The sequence below is a fragment of the Pedobacter sp. genome (assembly GCF_040513095.1).
Taxonomy (GTDB): Bacteria; Bacteroidota; Bacteroidia; order Sphingobacteriales; family Sphingobacteriaceae; genus Pedobacter.
Genome location: NZ_JBEVDX010000014.1, coordinates 12647 through 29987, shown reverse-complemented (window position 1 = coordinate 29987; position 17341 = coordinate 12647). Strand labels below are relative to the sequence as shown.

7 protein-coding genes are annotated in these 17341 nt (G+C 45.9%); 5 read left to right on the top strand and 2 right to left on the bottom strand.

Annotated elements, in window-relative coordinates; all coding sequences use genetic code 11:
• Positions 1–116: 116 nt before the first annotated feature.
• Entirely contained in the window at positions 117–971 is an 855-nt protein-coding gene (locus tag ABWY16_RS02205; protein WP_353903016.1) for an oxidoreductase, read from the top strand.
• A 78-nt stretch (positions 972–1049) separates the two neighbouring features.
• On the opposite strand, the gene ABWY16_RS02200 is transcribed toward ABWY16_RS02205, so the two are convergent.
• Both ABWY16_RS02200 and ABWY16_RS02195 read right to left on the bottom strand, forming a co-directional pair.
• Positions 1050–3428, bottom strand: coding sequence for a DUF5703 domain-containing protein (locus tag ABWY16_RS02200; RefSeq protein ID WP_353903015.1), 2379 nt, complete (start codon positions 3426–3428; stop codon positions 1050–1052).
• 5 nt (positions 3429–3433) lie between these two features.
• Positions 3434–4873 carry a sialate O-acetylesterase gene (locus ABWY16_RS02195; RefSeq protein ID WP_353903014.1) on the bottom strand — a complete coding sequence of 480 codons (1440 nt, stop codon included), beginning with the start codon at positions 4871–4873 and terminating at the stop codon, positions 3434–3436.
• A 160-nt stretch (positions 4874–5033) separates the two neighbouring features.
• Between ABWY16_RS02195 and ABWY16_RS02190 the strand changes: the two genes are divergently transcribed.
• Genes ABWY16_RS02190 through ABWY16_RS02175 form a run of 4 tightly spaced genes read left to right on the top strand, consistent with a single transcriptional unit; the run spans position 5034 to position 17264 of the window.
• Entirely contained in the window at positions 5034–7799 is a 2766-nt protein-coding gene (locus ABWY16_RS02190; RefSeq protein WP_353903013.1) for an alpha-d-galacturonidase, read from the top strand.
• Between the two features lie 39 nt (positions 7800–7838).
• Positions 7839–9404: an MGH1-like glycoside hydrolase domain-containing protein gene (locus ABWY16_RS02185; RefSeq protein WP_353903012.1), complete on the top strand. Its 1566-nt coding sequence runs from the start codon at positions 7839–7841 to the stop codon at positions 9402–9404.
• A 24-nt stretch (positions 9405–9428) separates the two neighbouring features.
• Positions 9429–10805 (top strand): glycoside hydrolase family 28 protein, encoded by a 1377-nt coding sequence (locus ABWY16_RS02180; protein ID WP_353903011.1) that lies wholly within the window; start codon positions 9429–9431, stop codon positions 10803–10805.
• A gap of 15 nt (positions 10806–10820) precedes the next feature.
• A complete protein-coding gene (locus ABWY16_RS02175; RefSeq protein WP_353903010.1) occupies positions 10821–17264 on the top strand; it encodes a glycosyl hydrolase family 95 catalytic domain-containing protein in 6444 nt (2147 codons plus the stop codon).
• Positions 17265–17341: the final 77 nt, after the last annotated feature.

Sequence of the window (17341 nt, the reverse complement as noted above, 5' to 3'; positions counted from 1 at the left end):
TTGTGTCAAATTTTAGCTGAAATCCTCAAAAGAGACAAATAATTTACAATATTTTGAGAACACGTGCAATTGTATGATGTTATGACTGGTAACTAAAATTACTAAATATCAACATTATGGCAAATACAAATGCACCAGTCTGGTTCATTACCGGATGTTCAACCGGATTTGGCAGAGAGATCGCCAGATTAATTTTGGACAGAGGCTGGAATGCTGTGGTCACGGCAAGAAAATCAGACCAGATTAAGGATATAGCTGAGGGATATGAAGATACAGCATTGGTACTGTCCCTGGACGTAACCAAACAGGATCAGATCGCATCAGCAGTGAAAGCTGCTGAAGAAAAATTTGGAAAGATAGACGTGCTTGTAAATAATGCAGGTTACGGATATTTCAGCAGCATTGAGGAAGGCGAGCAGGATAAAATCAGGGCACAGTTTGAAACCAACTTCTTTGGACTGGTGAATGTGATCCAGGCTGTTCTGCCCGGCATGAGGGATAAAAAGCATGGTCATATCATCAATTTTTCCTCTATCGGAGGCATAAGGGCATTTACTTCAACAGGTTATTATCATGCCACCAAGTTCGCTGTCGAAGGATTGTCAGAATCATTGTCGCAGGAAGTTGGCCCGCTGGGGATCAAAGTGCTGCTGGTTGAACCAGGTCCCTTTAGAACAGATTGGGCTGGACGTTCAACCGCCCGTACAGAAACTCAGATTGCAGATTACGAACCAACTGTTGGCCTGAGAATGAACGCGAGTAAGAATTCCAGCGGTAAACAGCAGGGAGACCCTGTAAGGGGAGCAGAGGCAATCATCACAGCTGTGGAGTCAGAAAACCACCAGCTTCGCTTGTTGCTTGGTGAGCCCGCTTACAATATGGCTATGGAAAAAGTAAACATCCTGAAGGAGAATTTTGAGAGCCTGAAAGACCTTGCACTGAGTGCCGATTATCCATTGGCTGAAAGATAATACTTGACGAACTGACTGTTAAAGCGGGAGATTTAAGTATCTTCCGCTGTTTTGATTCTAAATCTATTGTTAATGCCCTCATTGCAGGAAATTCACTACGTCTTTGCGCCTGCTTTCCGGGATTACCTTTAAAACTTCCAATTTGCCATTGCGCAATACAGCCTCAATGGTGGTTTGATAAGGTGCCCGCAGTTTAAAATGGGTATCCCATTCTTTTGGCCAGGCCGGAAAAAGCATAATCTTTCTGCCCTCGGTTTGCATGAGCATTTCCTGCATGCCGATCATGCCGGATCCGCCCCAGTTGTGATCAGGTACCCAGTCGAAGCCCGGCCCCCAAAAGGACGGGAACCTTCGGCCGGAATCTTTCATCTTTAACAGAATGAGCCTTTTCGCTTCCTGCGTAAGGCCTAGGCGCGCTGCAAAAATATTATCCTGTTTCCAGCCGATATGACTTCTGAACTTGACTGCATCAGTATCATACAGATAAGTATTACGCGCAGTATCCAGGCCAGGTTTGCCTACTCCGTAAATCCCCCATGGAAATACGGGGTAAAGCTGAGGACTTTCTGTATTGTTCACTCTTTCCCAATGTACCGCAGGGGCGATAGTAGCATGTCCTGCAAAATCCCGAAAGGCCAAAGGAGGGATGCTGCGGAGCATGGCTGACCAACGCTTTTTCTTTTCGCCGTTCATTGCAGAGTCCGGTAATTCCAGTAATTGCGTAAGCACAGTTTTTAATCCTGCAACCGTAGAACTGGCATTGTAGGCCATTTTGTACGTCTCAGCACCAGAACCCGGATACAATACCAGATGGCCATCAGCATCTAAGAATTTGCTGCCCCTCTGCCGGGCAAGATACTGGTAGTGCGCGTCAAAAAAACCAAGGCAGTTTTCGATCAAAGGAAGGTAAGCTGCTATATCTTTATTTGCGTACCGCTGGGTTTCGAGGATCATCATACAAAATTCCAGCGCAGTATCCCATTCATATTCCAGCCAGGCATTATACTCCATGCCTTTGTCATATCCTTCCGGCCGCTTCCATCCATATTCCGCAGGATTGGGCAATCCAAAGTTTTCCATTTGCTCTGTAAATGCTGCGCCTTCATGCTTCCAGTAAAACCGCGTTCTGCGGCGGGCATTATTTAAAGTGTTCAGGTAAAAATCAAACTGTGCTTTCATTATATCAGTATCCCCGCTTTTGAGCATGGGCCAGTAAACCAGTCGCTGATTCTGTGCAGTGTGCGTGCCACCGCCCCAATTGCGAAAATCGGGCGTAAAATGATAACTGGAGTCGACTCCTAAAGGGTCATATGTAAATAAACCACCGTTGAATTTTGTAGGCAGCTTGCCATACGCATTGCAGCCCAGCATATACCGGAAAAGCTGGTAATTTCTGGCAATCTGCCATTCCGGAGAATTTGGTTTTGCATCAATGAAAATATAACTTCTGTTCCAGTAGTCGTTCCACCATCTGCTCGATTTCGCTGCAGCATTGGAAGAGAAAGAAAGCCTGCGGCCTTTCACCGGAATGCCGGTAAGCGACTTTTCTGCCGAATCCAACTGATCCCGCCATGCTTTTACCCTTGCGGTCTGAGCCGTATGTAAAACGATTTGCATAGCGAAGCTTTTGGCAGCGCGCACAGACTTCAAAGCCCATCCACGATAGCCAGTATTCAGGTACTTCCCATCATAGGTGCCAGATGGCATGAGTCCAGAACCTTGCATCAATCCCCCAAAAGTGAGATTCTTCAATGGATTGTCTAATGAATCTTTGATACTTTCCAGCCCCTGCTGTTTTACCGTAGCGTCAAATACAGTAGTTTCTTTATTTCGGTGATAGAACAGAATACTGTTTCCCTCGAAAGAGATCTCGTCCCTGAATGTTTTTACTTCGCCCTGCGGTGCCCATTTCCAGGAGTTACTGTTATTCTCTTTTCCGCTGATTGCCAGGTCAGAGCTTCGCCAGTTTTCATAAGCAAAAGTAGCATTGATGGCTTTGCTGCTTTGCAATTCTACCTGTATTACGGGCTGAAAGACATCTGCCCAGATTCTGATTTCAGCTGATAAATCTCCTTTTGCACCCTTGATGCTGATATAACCATCTTTTAAAATCAGTTCCTGTCTGAAAGTTTTTCCTTCAAAAGGATTGGGGCTTAAAGAAACCCTGACTCTCCCTAGTTTCAACAGGGCATTGTTCTCATCAAATGTGCCACTACGGGCAATGTAGAAAAGCAGTTCTCCTTTCTCTACCCAAACGTTTAAACCGATGTCGCCACCCCCGCAGGGCATCGACTCCGCGGAATTGCTGCTTTGAGACGTCCAGACCGGGTTATAATCACTGATGGTTTGTTTATCCGTTACCTGAGCAGTGGCCTTTGCCGATGACCCAACCTTCTGGCCCCTGGCTGTTAAACCAAAGGACAGCAAAAAGAATAAGATCCAGACTGAAATGCGCATTCCCGCTACCAGTTATCAGTTCTGAAAGAAGAAGCAGGCAAGCCTTCGGTATTATAAAGTGATCCCACTACAAAATCCCTGAACGCATACCGCACCGCTACCGGGTTCGCAACTCCAGCTGCAGAAACCACTACGCTTTCTGCTTTAATCAGCGCTTTAGCGGGATGGAAAACCTTATCTGCACCGGCAATTTCAAATTGGGTCAGTTCCTTTCCAAAGGTAGTCAGTCCGTTTTCTGCATGTGCAAATTTAACGGTAATGCTGGTGCCAGTGGTTTCGGCCGACTGATATGCGGGACTTTCTGATCCGAAGCCTTTCAGTCCATAAGTATTCGCCAGGGCGAGCAATGCAAGCCTCTTACCCCCGGCTTCCTTATTCATAGGGTGGATACTTTTCTCTTCTCCGATATCCATCAGGACAGCCATAGCCGATCCCGGAATTTGGGCAACAGAACGCCGCTGCACCTCCCGCAGGTAAGCAGAATTGTATTTTCCCCCTTCCAGATTGGGTGGCAGCTGTTTATAGTTGTACGGTGCAATCTGCGCATAGTAAAACGGGAAATCATTCTTCCACTCTGTGCGCCATTCCTTTACAAGTGCCGGAAACAGTTTCTCATACAGATCCGGATCTTCATAGTTGGATTCTCCCTGGTAAAAGATAGCTCCCCGTACACCATAGCCAACAACGGGATGGATCATACCATTGTATAACGTTGTGGGTGTCCTGCTGGCCAGCTTAATAGTATCCTTTTCGGCTGGTATTTTAATAGTTGGAAACTGCTCTTTAAGTGTGGCTGCGGACATCCAGGCCTGGGCGGATGAACCGCCATAACTGACATTGACCAATCCTACAGGGATATCGAGCATCTCCCGCAGGAGCTTCCCGAAGATATAACCGGTCGCACTGAAGGAGGCCACCGCCTCAGGCCCGGCAAGCTTCCAGGATGAAGGTTTACTGTTTTCCTGTTCTGTAGTGATGCTTGAACGGGGTACCGTGTACAAACGGATATATGGATCAGCAGATTTCAGGATCAGCTCGTTTGAACCTGTGATGGGCTGTCCCTTAAATCCTTTCAGGGGCATTTCCATATTGGACTGGCCTGTACAAAGCCATACTTCGCCGATCAGGATATTTTTTAAGACCAGGGTTTTACCATTGCTGACCGTAATTTCATAATTCTGTTTGGCAGCAGCAGGGGTGTTGATTTTAATGCTCCATTTTCCCTGCTGGCTGGTGATGCCTGTATAAGTTTTATGGTTCCATGAAGTGCCGATGGTTATTTTCTGCCCGGCTTTATCCCAGCCCCAGATATTTACCGTTTCCTTTTGCTGCAACAACATATTGTCTGTAAAGATGGACGCAAGTTTAGTCTGTGCTCCGGCACTACCGGTAAAGATTAACGAAAGAAGTATAATCGGGAAAATACGGATCTTCATCTTGTTCATGTGCGCTATTTATAATTGGTTGAATAATGTATGAATTTAACAAAGCTGTTATAGCATCCGAAGTTTTTGACAACATTGTATATGATTTTGTGAAAATACTATAAATGAATGGCTGATAATGACAGGATATTTGATTTCGCCTCCTTATGCCAGATATTGTATGAACAGATTACTCAGCCCGATCCTGCTATTTTTTATTTTATGCACTTCAGGTATAACTATTGGAGCGACAGATCCGTTAAAGAGCGTCTCAATTATTTATCCTGCTACCGCCCATCCCAGAATAAAATATGGAATCAATCAGCTGGTAACCGCCTTGCGAAGAACTAATTATACAGTCACATTACAAGCCGGTCCCTCTCAAAAGGCTGCGGCAATAAAAAATACTTCCCTAAGGGCAACAAAATCCCTCAGCATTATTATCGGTAAATCATCAGATGGTATAATCAAAGCAACTGATGCACCCGCAAATCTGCATAAAGAGGGATTTTCTATCACTGCAACCGGAGGAAAAATGATTATTTCAGGAATGGATGATTCCGGCGTATTATATGGCTGCCTTGAACTCGCATCGCAGGTAAAAGAAACCGGTAAATTACCAGAGCAAATTAATCTTAAAGATCAGCCTGAAATGGTTTTGAGGGGCACCGCGATCGGCCTCCAGAAATCCGATTACCTGCCGGGGCGGGATGTATATGAATATCCCTACACCGAAAGCACTTTCCCCTGGTTTTATGACAAAAAACTATGGCTGGAATACCTGGATATGCTGGCAGAAAACAGGTACAACTCTCTGTATCTCTGGAACGGCCATCCGTTTTCTTCGCTTGTAAGGCTAAAAGATTATCCCTATGCAGTAGAAGTTGATGATGCTACTTTCAAAAAGAATGAGGAGATGTACAGGTTTCTGACTGAAGAAGCCGACAAAAGGGGAATCTGGGTAATCCAGATGTTTTATAATATTATCATTCCCAAGCCTTTCGCAGAAAAGCATCATTTGAAAACACAGGACAGAAACCGGCCGATCATTCCCCTGATTGCCGATTATACACGGAAATCCATCGCTGCTTTCGTAGAAAAATATCCTAATGTAGGTTTGCTCGTTGCACTTGGCGAGGCAATGGAGGGAGTGGGACAGGATGATGTGGACTGGTTCACTCAAACGATCATTCCCGGTGTAAAGGATGGCTTGAAAGCATTGGGCAGGACTGATGAACCTCCGATTGTGCTGAGGGCACATGATACTGATGCCCCCAGAGTGATGAAAAGCGCGTTGCCATTGTATAAAAACCTGTATACCGAGGCCAAATTTAATGGCGAAGCACTTACTACCTATACTCCCCGCGGCAGCTGGGCAGAATTGCACCGTAAATTAAGCGCTATAGGCACTGTACATATTGAAAACGTACATATCCTGGCCAACCTTGAGCCTTTCCGTTATGGATCGGCCGACTTTATCCAGAAATCTGTACAGGCAATGCATAGTGTCTACCATGCAAACGGCCTGCATTTATATCCCCAGGCTTCGTACTGGGACTGGCCATATGCTGCTGATAGAAACAAAGACCGCCTGCTGGAGATGGAGCGCGACTGGCTCTGGTACAAGGAATGGGCAAGGTACGCCTGGAAAGCCGACCGGAACAGGACAGAGGAAATCAACTACTGGAGCAGACAGATCGGCGATAAGTTCGGCATGCAGCCCGAACATGGAAAAGAAATGCTGAAAGCATACGAAGAGTCTGGTGAGATTTCTCCGAAACTCCTGAGAAGGTACGGGATTACAGACGGTAACAGGCAAACTCTTACACTGGGAATGCTGATGACACAACTGATCAATCCTTTCCGCTACGGCTTGTTTACACTGTTATATGAATCTGAAGCGCCAGAAGGCGAAATGATCATTGAATATGCAGAGAAGGACTGGAAAAAAGAAAAACATACAGGGGAGACACCCGTACAAGTGGCAACTGAGGTAGTAGAACACGGTAACCAGGCGGTAAAAGCCATTGAAATGGCGGCAGCCTTTGCTACGAAAGAGCAGGAAGAATTTGAGCGTGTACGCAACGACATGTACTGCTATAAAGAAATGGCAGAGTTTTACGCAGAGAAAGTGAAAGCTGCATTGCTGATTTTAAGGTATAAGTATTCAGGGCAAGTGAGCGACCTGGATCAGGCATTGCCTTTACTGGAAAGTAGTGTGAAACACTATGCAAAACTGACAGAGCTGACAAAAAACTCTTACCTGTATGCAAACAGCATGCAAACCAAACAACGCAAGATCCCAATGCGGGGAGTGGATAAGACCTTTATTCACTGGAAGGAGATGCTGCCGGTATATGAAAAAGAACTTGCCAGTTTCAAAAAACATATTGATTCGCTGCGTGCGCCCGGTAACCAGCAGATCGTAGCAGCAAGGCCGTTTAAAAATGCAGAGGTAAAAATACTAAACCCAGTTGGCGGTACTTATGTTATTCAAAATGGAAGTACTGTTTTTGCAGATACTGCTGCAACAATTACAGCCTATGCTCCGGAATTAAAAGGTTTAAAAGGAGTAATGCTCAATAAGGCAGATCAGCTGCAAAAAGGTACCGTATTGCAATTTAAAACTTCGGCTCCGGTAAAGGTGCTGGTTGCTTTTTTTAATCAGAAAGGTGCTGCTTATCTTGCTCCGCCCGAACTGGAAACAGATGCCTCGGCCAATAATTACGGGCAGGCAGAAGCAAAGTTGTCCAACGCTTTACTGGTTAAGGGATTCCCGATTGCCAGTATCCATACCTATTCTTTCCCGGCAGGAACGCAATCGCTGACTTTAGCTAAAGGTGCATGTATGGTACTCGGATTTATTGACGAGCAGGAGCAGATTCATATTTACAATGCCGGACTGGACGGAAAAAGTAAGGATATAGACTGGTTGTTTGAAGAATAATGATATCAAAGGATAAAGATATCAATAGTATAAATGTATATGATGATCAATCGAATTAAAACTATAGTATTTTGTCTGCTGGCTTTGTCCGGTTTGGGGAAAGATGTCCAGGCGCAGGACAGAAACCTTCTCGTCCTGAATCCGGAGATCATGAGAAAGGAAGTTTCCTATTTCAACTCGCTGGATTCCGAAGATGTGAAAAACTATATCAGCAATGCAGACACTTATCAGTGGTTATCTGCACAGATTCCACTTTTTGAATGTCCTGACAGTGCAATCCAAAAGATCTACTATTACAGGTGGTGGACATTGCGCAAGCAATTGAAGCAAACCCCAAATGGTTACGTATTCAATGAGTTTATTACACCAATGAAACATGGTGGTAAATACAATGCAATCAGCAGTGCATTAGGCCATCAGATCTATGAATCGCGGTGGCTGCACGACAAAGCATTCGCCGAAAAATATGTGACGTTCTGGCTGGAAGAAGACAAGGCAGATAAAAAGCCCCATTTACACAATTTCAGCAGCTGGATAGATGATGCGGTTTATCAGCTTTTTTTGGTGAATAACGATAAACACTTCCTTGAGAAAAGCCTGCCTGCCCTCCACCTGGACTATCAGCTATGGGAAACTGAACGCCGCCTGCCGGACCATTCCTTCTGGCAGTATGATGTGAAAGACGCAATGGAAGAGTCCATCAGCGGATCGAGAAAGGAAAAAAATGTGAGGCCTACCATTAACAGTTATATGTATGGCAATGCCGATGCCTTATCAAAAATGGCGCGGATTACGGGAGTTGATAGTTTACGAAAGAAATATCGTGCAAAAGCGCAGGAATTGAAAAAGATAGTAACGGAACAATTGTGGGATAAGGACGCGTCATTTTTCAAGGTGAAAAAACAGAAAGGCGGCTTTGCTGATGCAAGAGAAGCCATCGGGCTGATTCCATGGTATTTCAAACTGCCTCCCGACCGGCCAGCTTATGCAAAGGCCTGGGAACAATTGACAGATACAACAGGTTTTTCTGCGCCATGGGGACTGACCACCGCTGAAAGAAGACACCCGCTGTTCCGTACTCATGGTTCCGGCCATGGTTGTGAATGGGACGGACCAGTATGGCCCTTCGCCACTACGCAGAGTCTGAAGGCTTTGTCCAACCTGCTGACCAGCTATAAATCGCATGCTAACATGTCGCCCGCTGTATTTTACAATGAATTTCATAAATACGCAATGTCGCATGTGATGAACGGGAAAACCTATATCGGGGAATACCAGGATGAAAAAACCGGGGAATGGCTCAAGGGCGATAACCCCAGAAGCCGCTTTTATAACCATTCCGGCTTTACAGATCTGGTGATCAGCGATCTGATTGGATTGAAACCCAGGGAAGATCAGACAGTTGAAATATATCCTTTAATACCGGAAAATACCTGGGACTGGTTTTGCCTGGACAATGTATTGTATCACGGCCGCCATTTGACAATTTTATGGGACAAGGACGGCAGTAAATATGGCAAGGGCCAGGGCCTGCGGATTTATGCTGATGGTAAACAAATCGGTTATGCGAAAAAACTGACACATTTGAAGGCCGGAATAATTTAGAGAAGTGTAAACACTATATGAGCAATGACAAAATTTAACTATACGGGAATGAGGGTTTTAACAATTGCGGCTGTACTACTGTTAACCTGTTCTGCTTCGCTTGTTTCAGCACAGGATTATTTCAATGTACTGAAATACGGAGCAAAAAGAGACAGCAGCAAACTGGCAACGGCAGCAATTGCAAAGGCGATAGACGCGGCGGCAAAAACCGGAGGGGGTACCATTTACTTTCCTGCCGGCAAATACCTGACAGGCCCTATCCACCTGAAGAGCAATATCACTATCCTGCTCGATGCAGGTGCAGAACTGCATTTTAGTGACAATTTTGATGATTACCTGCCGATGGTGCGCAGCCGCTGGGAAGGTACGGATGTAATGAATTTTTCTCCCTTATTTTATGGGGAATACCTTGAAAATATCACCATTACAGGCAGAGGAACCATCAATGGCCATGGAAAAAAATGGTGGGACTATGCAGAAAATGAAGTAAAAAAGTCGCCCGGGTCAAAATGGCAGGATGAATTTAAGCGGTTAAATAAGGATGTAATTGCCCCTGATCTGCCCGGATGGATAGAGCGGGGTTTCCTAAGGCCTCCCTTCATCCAGTTCATGAACTGTAAAAATCTGCTGATAGAGGGAATTACCATTTGCAACTCCCCATTCTGGACAGTAAACCCCGAGTTCTGTGAAAATGTAACGGTAAAAGGAGTAACGATCAATAACCCTATATCTCCAAATACAGACGGGATCAATCCTGAATCCTGTAAGTATGTGCACATCTCAGACTGCCATATCAGTGTAGGGGACGACTGCATAACTATTAAATCAGGAAAGGACAGAGCAGGCAGAAAGATGGCCGTTCCGGCCGAAAACTATACGATCACCAACTGTACCATGCTCTCCGGACACGGGGGCGTAGTGATCGGCAGTGAGATGTCTGGTGGCGTCAGAAAGATCGCGATCTCCAATTGTATTTTTGATGGGACTGACCGTGGGATCCGAATCAAAACGGCAAGAGGAAGGGGAGGCATTGTCGAAGATATCAGGGTTGATAATATCATTATGAAAAATATCGGGCAGCAGGCAATTGTGATGGATATGCAGTATGCAAAAACCAAAAAAGAGCCTGTATCAGAACGTACGCCCAGATTCAGAAACATCCATCTCAGCAACATTACGGCAGAAGCAAACGCTGCAGGATACCTCAACGGACTTGAAGAAATGCCGATAGAGAATATTACGTTCAACAATATCAACATTGATGCTAAGACCGGTTTTGTAATTAAGGAAGTTAATCAGGTCTCCTTTCACCAGGTACAGATTAACACAACAACCGGCCCGCCAATCACTGCTAAAAGTGTAAGAAAGCTGAATATTGACGGCCTGATCAAGGATTATTAAACTATATAGCTTCCTATGAAATCCCTGCTGCGCCTGTTATTTCTGTTCATGCTGTACAATGTTTTACCGACCACAGCAAATGCACAGCGGCCAGCGGCCGTGATGCCGCATCCTGCACGCGTCGCAGCTTCGGAGACAACCCTGAAATTGAAAAAAGCTGCAGCGCCTGAAGACAATCGCTTATGGTATAAACAACCCGCTGTTAAATGGACTGATGCTATGCCCTTAGGGAATGGCAGACTGGGCGCTATGGTTTTTGGAGGTACAGATGCCGACAGGATCCAGTTCAACGAAGAAACATTGTGGACAGGAACACCAAGGGATTACAATCATCCCGGGGCAGCCGCCTATCTACCTGAAATCCGCAGGCTCCTGGCAGAGAATAAACAAGCCGAAGCCGAGAAACTGGCAGATGAGAAATTTATGGGACTGCAAAGTCCGGCTGGTAATAGAAAAATATGGGTGGATGCCATGTTGGCACTGAAAGGAATGGATGGCAATCCCGCTTTACCTGAGTATGATGATACGAAATGGAAAACCATACATGTACCCTCCTTTGATGGATGGGAAGCAGCAGGTCTTGAAGGACTGGATGGAGCAGTGTGGTTCAGAACAACGTTTGAATTGCCTGCAGCTCTTATCGGGCAGGACATGGTCCTTGACCTGAACAAAATCCGTGATCAGGATTTTACTTATATCAATGGAAAACTTGCAGGAACTACTGATGGGAATACCGCAAGCCGCAAGTACGTGATTCCTGCCAGTATGCTTAAACCGGGGACAAACGTGTTGTCTGTTCAGGTCTTAAACTTCTTCGACAAAGGTGGCATTGCCGGTTATAAAGACACCAGCAACTTCATTTCAATCCATCCGGCTACAGGCAACACCGGCCAGAAAATCCATTTCAGCAAAAAATGGAAATACCGGATACAGGACCAGGAACCGCCCGCAGTTCCCCATTTCCAGGCAGATTATCAGCCATTTGGCGACCTCAGATTGGACTTTGCAGCGCAGGGTAAAGTCAGTACAGGAATTAAAAACTACAGACGGGAACTCAATCTGAGCAATGCGGTATCTACCACGACATATACACAAAACGGGATTACCTATACAAGAACATACTTTGTAAGTGAACCCGATCAGGTGATTGTAGTACATCTCAGCGCAAATAAACCTGGAAGCATTAGTTTCAGGGCTTCACTGAGCAGTCCTCATCAGCATAAGCGGATCAGGAAGGTAGATGGCAATACTATTGGTATGTCGGTTAAGGTGAGAGATGGGGCTTTGAAAGGGGATAGTTATTTGCAGGCAGTGCTAAAAAAAGGATCGTTAACCTTCAGTAACCCGAATGAGGCTGAGAGCAAAAGGAAAAATACCGCGAATGATAATGTACAGATGTACATCAGCAACGCTGATGAAGTTACGCTGTATCTGACTGCAGGAACCAATTTTGTGAATTACAAAGATGTTTCTGGTAATCCTGAGCAAATTTGTAAAAAGACGATCAGGGCGTTGAAAGGAAAAACATATGCAGCAGTTAAAAAAGCCCACGTTAAAGAATACCAGCAGTATTATAAGAGTTTTTCAATTGATCTTGGTCATAACGCAAATCAACTGCTGCCCACCGACATCAGGTTGTCCCGCTTCAGCTTTGCTAAAGATCCCGCTTTTGCAGCATTATATCTTCAGTATGGCAGATATCTGTTGATCTCCGGTTCAAGACCAGGAACACAGCCCGCTAACCTGCAGGGTATATGGAACGATTTGCTCTCACCGCCATGGGGCAGTAAATACACCACCAATATCAATGCAGAGATGAATTACTGGCCTGCCGAAGTACTGAACTTATCGCCCATGCATGAACCGATGTTCAATATGATCACTGAGCTTTCAGTAACCGGAGCGGAAACGGCCAAAGTTCATTACAATGCCCCTGGCTGGGTGGTACACCACAATACCGATATCTGGCGGGGTACAGCACCGATCAATTCTGCGACGCATGGAATCTGGGTAACAGGAGCCGCATGGCTGAGCATGGATCTTTGGGAACATTTTTTGTTTACACAGGACAAAGTATTTTTGGCCGTCCGGGCATATCCGCTCATGAAATCTGCTGCACAGTTCTTTATCAGTTTTCTGCAGCAGGATCCAAAAACAGGCTGGCTAATCAGCACACCTTCCAATTCACCGGAAAATGGCGGACTGGTAGCCGGGCCTTCCATGGATCACCAGATCATAAGAACGCTTTTTAAAAATTGCATCGCTGCTGCTGAAGTTTTACATACGGATACGGCTTTCAGCAAAATACTGCAGGAAAAATATAAGCAGATTGCTCCCGGACAGATTGGCCGGTACGGACAACTGCAGGAATGGCTGGAGGATAAAGACGATCCTAAAAATAAACACAGGCATGTATCCCATCTATGGGGAGTACATCCTGGAAATGATATGACCTGGGATCAAAATCCTGAGCTGATGAAAGCGGCAAGGCAATCCCTGATCTACAGGGGAGATGAAGGAACAGGATGGAGCCTGGCCTGGAAGATCAATTTCTGGGCACGTTTCAAGGAAGGGGACCACGCAATGAAAATGCTGAAGATGCTGATCAGTCCGGTTGAAACGGGTGGGGGAGCCTACCTGAATCTGTTCGATGCACACCCGCCTTTCCAGATTGACGGCAACTTTGGCGGAGCGGCAGGAATTGCAGAAATGCTCATCCAGAGCCATACACAGTATATCGATCTGCTGCCGGCGCTGCCGGAGGATTTCCCTTACGGCGAGGTAAAAGGAATTTGTGCAAGGGGTGGCTTCGTGCTGAACCTCAAATGGAACAACCACGTTCTGCAGCAGGTTGAGATCTTGTCAAAAGCCGGAAAGGATTGTCTGTTGAGATACAAAGGCAAGGTTGTTAGCATCTCGACGCGTGCAGGCCAGCGTTATAGTTTTAATGGCCAGCTAAACGAAATCAGGACTGCTGGTACAGAGGGCAGATCTGCAAGGATCGTGATCCCTATGAATGAAAACTGGAAAAGCGTAGCAGCGGATAAGAATATTCATGCTTATGACGGGTTTGAACAACCTGCTTATAATGACCAGCAATGGAAGAAAGTAAGCGTGCCACATTCCTGGGATAAATACGAAGGATACCGAAGGTTGTTAGCCGGTAACCGCCATGGTTATGCATGGTACCGTAAAACCTTCAGGACAAATATCCGGCCGGCAGGTAAAAGGTTCTTCCTCTACTTTGAAGGGGTAGGATCTTACGCTACAGTTTTTTTAAACGGCAAGCTGGTGGGGAAACATGCGGGAGGAAGAACTACGTTTACGCTCGACGTGACAAATGCAATTCTGCTGAACAACAAGCCAAACGTACTGAGCGTCCGCGCAGATCATCCTGCCGGGATCCAGGATTTACCCTGGGTAGATGGAGGCAGCTCTCCGGAACGCGGCTTTTCTGAAGGATCCCAGCCTATGGGGATATTCAGACCCCTGCAGCTGATTGTAACTGATGAAGTACGGATTGAACCCTTTGGAGTTCATATCTGGAACGATACTTCAGTATCTACCGGTTCTGCGGCATTAAAAATGACTACCGAGCTCAAAAACTATGGTAAAAGTACGCGGCAAATAACTTTATATACTAAGATGCTGGATTCAACGGGGAAAAAAGTGGGTTCCGCTAAGAATACAGTTAAATTAAATCCGGGAACAACTATTCTTGTCCCACAGGAGATCATCATGGACAAACCCACACTGTGGTCGCCTTCACACCCATATCTGTATACCATCAGAACCTCGGTGTATTCCGGTGACATTTCGAATAGTGATGATGATCATGCAACCGATGAACTTGCAACTCCGTACGGGATACGCAGTATCAGCTGGCCCATCGGAGAAAGCAGGGATAACAAACGTTTCCTGATCAACGGCCAACCCTTTTTTATCAATGGAATTGCAGAATATGAACACCTGATCGGCAATAGCCATGCATTTACTTCAGAACAGATCTATTCAAGGGTAATGCAGATCAAAGCTGCGGGCTTCAATGCTTTCAGGGATGCCCATCAGCCCCATAACCTGCGCTACTTGAAGTACTGGGACAAGCTGGGCATTTTATGCTGGACACAGATGGCGGCCCATGTCTGGTACGATACACCCGTCTTCAGGCAGAACTTTAAGACATTGCTGAAAGAATGGGTTAAAGAACGCAGGAACAGTCCTTCGATAGTGTTATGGGGACTGGAAAATGAAAGTACCCTGCCAGAAGATTTTGCCAAAGAATGCACTGAAATTATCCGGGAGATGGATCCTACAGCTTCTGCCCAGCGCAAAGTAACCACCTGCAACGGCGGTAAAGGAACAGACTGGGATGTACCCCAGAACTGGACGGGAACCTATGGCGGAGATCCCCTGGATTATGGAAAAGACCTGGAAAGGCAGGTGCTTATTGGTGAATATGGTGCATGGAGAACTTTGGATATGCACACAGAAGGGCCATTTGTACAAAACGGGGCTTACAGCGAAGACCGCATGGCACAGCTGATGGAAACCAAGATCAGGCTGGCCGATAAAGCCAGGGATAAAACCGCAGGTCATTTCTTCTGGCTGTTCAATTCCCATGACAATCCGGGCAGGGTACAGGGAGGTGAGGGACTGAGGGAGCTGGACAGGGTTGGCCCGGTGAATTATAAGGGCCTGCTTACTCCCTGGGAAGAACCGCTGGATGTGTACTATTTGTACAGGGCCAACTACGCGCCAAAACAGACATCGCCTATGGTATATATCCTATCCCATACCTGGCCGGACAGGTGGCTGAGTCCCGGCATCAAAGACAGTATTTCTGTATATTCCAATTGCGATGAAGTAGAACTGTTCAATGATGTAAACGCGGTTTCTCTGGGAAGAAAAAAGAACAGGGGCATTGGCACACACTTTCAGTGGGACCAGGTGAAAATTGATTACAACGTACTGTATGCCGTAGGTTATGTAAACGGTAAAGCAGTAGCCAAAGATTATATTGTATTGAGTCACTTACCTGCTGCGCCACATTATAGTGATTTTGATAAGGGTGCCGTAGATCTCGGGCCCGAACGAGCTTATCATTATCTATACAGAATGAATGCCGGGGGACCGGATTATACGGATCATCGGGGGAATGTCTGGATGGCCGACCGGCAGCGGGACAGCCGCTCTCACTGGGGATCAACTTCATGGACAGCTGATTTTCCTGGAATACCTGCTTTTTTTGCCAGTCAGCGGAGGACCTTTGATCCGGTCAGGGGTACAAGCGATGATAAGTTATTCCAGGATTTTCGTTACGGGCGTGATCAGCTGAAGTTTGAATTCCCGGTTCCGGATGGAGAATACAGGGTAGAGCTCTATTTCACTGAACCATGGCTGGGAACGGGTGGTGGGGTAGATTGCACAGGATGGAGGTTGTTCGATGTTGCTGTCAACGGTAAAGTTGTGCTGAAAGATCTGGATATCTGGAAAGAGTCAGGCCACGACGGGGCATTGAAAAAGGTTGTCAATGTAAAAGTAACCGGAGGGCAACTGGCAGTCTCTTTCCCAAACGTTAAAGCTGGTCAGGCGCTGATATCAGCAATAGCTATCGCTACAAAAAAAACTTCTGTAGTTCCAGCACCACCATCTGCTGCGGTTGCGGACAGCCTGTATATTGATGGAAGAACACGGAGATTCACAAGCTGGATGGATACAGGAGATCAGTTCGCAGCTCTGCCACCCAGCCTGTTCGGAGCAGAATGGGCAAACGCAGATCAGGGGAGTAAGATCAACTTTCAGGTTAAAGCTGATGCAGATGTTTATATTGCTGCTAAAACAACAGCTCCTGCAGATAAAACAGAAACTGCTCAGCACGCATTGCCTGCAGGATTAACCGGTTATGAAAATACCGGCACCTTCCTGAAGAACAATAAAGGCCAGCAATTTGCAGTTTATAAAAAAAGGTACCAAAAAGGAAGCAGGCCAGACCTTCAGGGGATCAATCAACCGCTAACCATCGCAATCAACCCGGTCAGCAGCCTTGCACCCGCATTTGATCTGAAAACCGCTGTTAACTATCCGGCAGTTGCCACATTGCCTGCATCAAAAGGAGTAGTAAAAGAAGCACTAATGGGAAAAGACAGGATAAAATTTGTGGAGAACGAAGGCGGGGTCATTGAGTTTAACATTTCAGTGGGTGTGGCCGATACATACTCACTGACGCTGAAGTACCACAATCCTTCCGGTAAAGAACAGATGGCTCAGATTGAAGTCCTGGCAATGGATGGCACCATCATGAAAAAACCTGCAGTCCTCAAATTAGCCCAAACTAAAGCAGGAAAATGGAGTTATATCACTACTGACACAGGAACAATGATCAATGCCGGGCAGTATAAAGTTCGTATATTGTCAGTCGATGCAAGGGAAACCAGCATTGATGCACTGGAAGTTCAGTAAAAATAAAGTCATAAACAATTAGTTTGTAACCCGTTAAAAGCCTGTCTGCCGTATTTGACAATACGCTGATAGAGTTA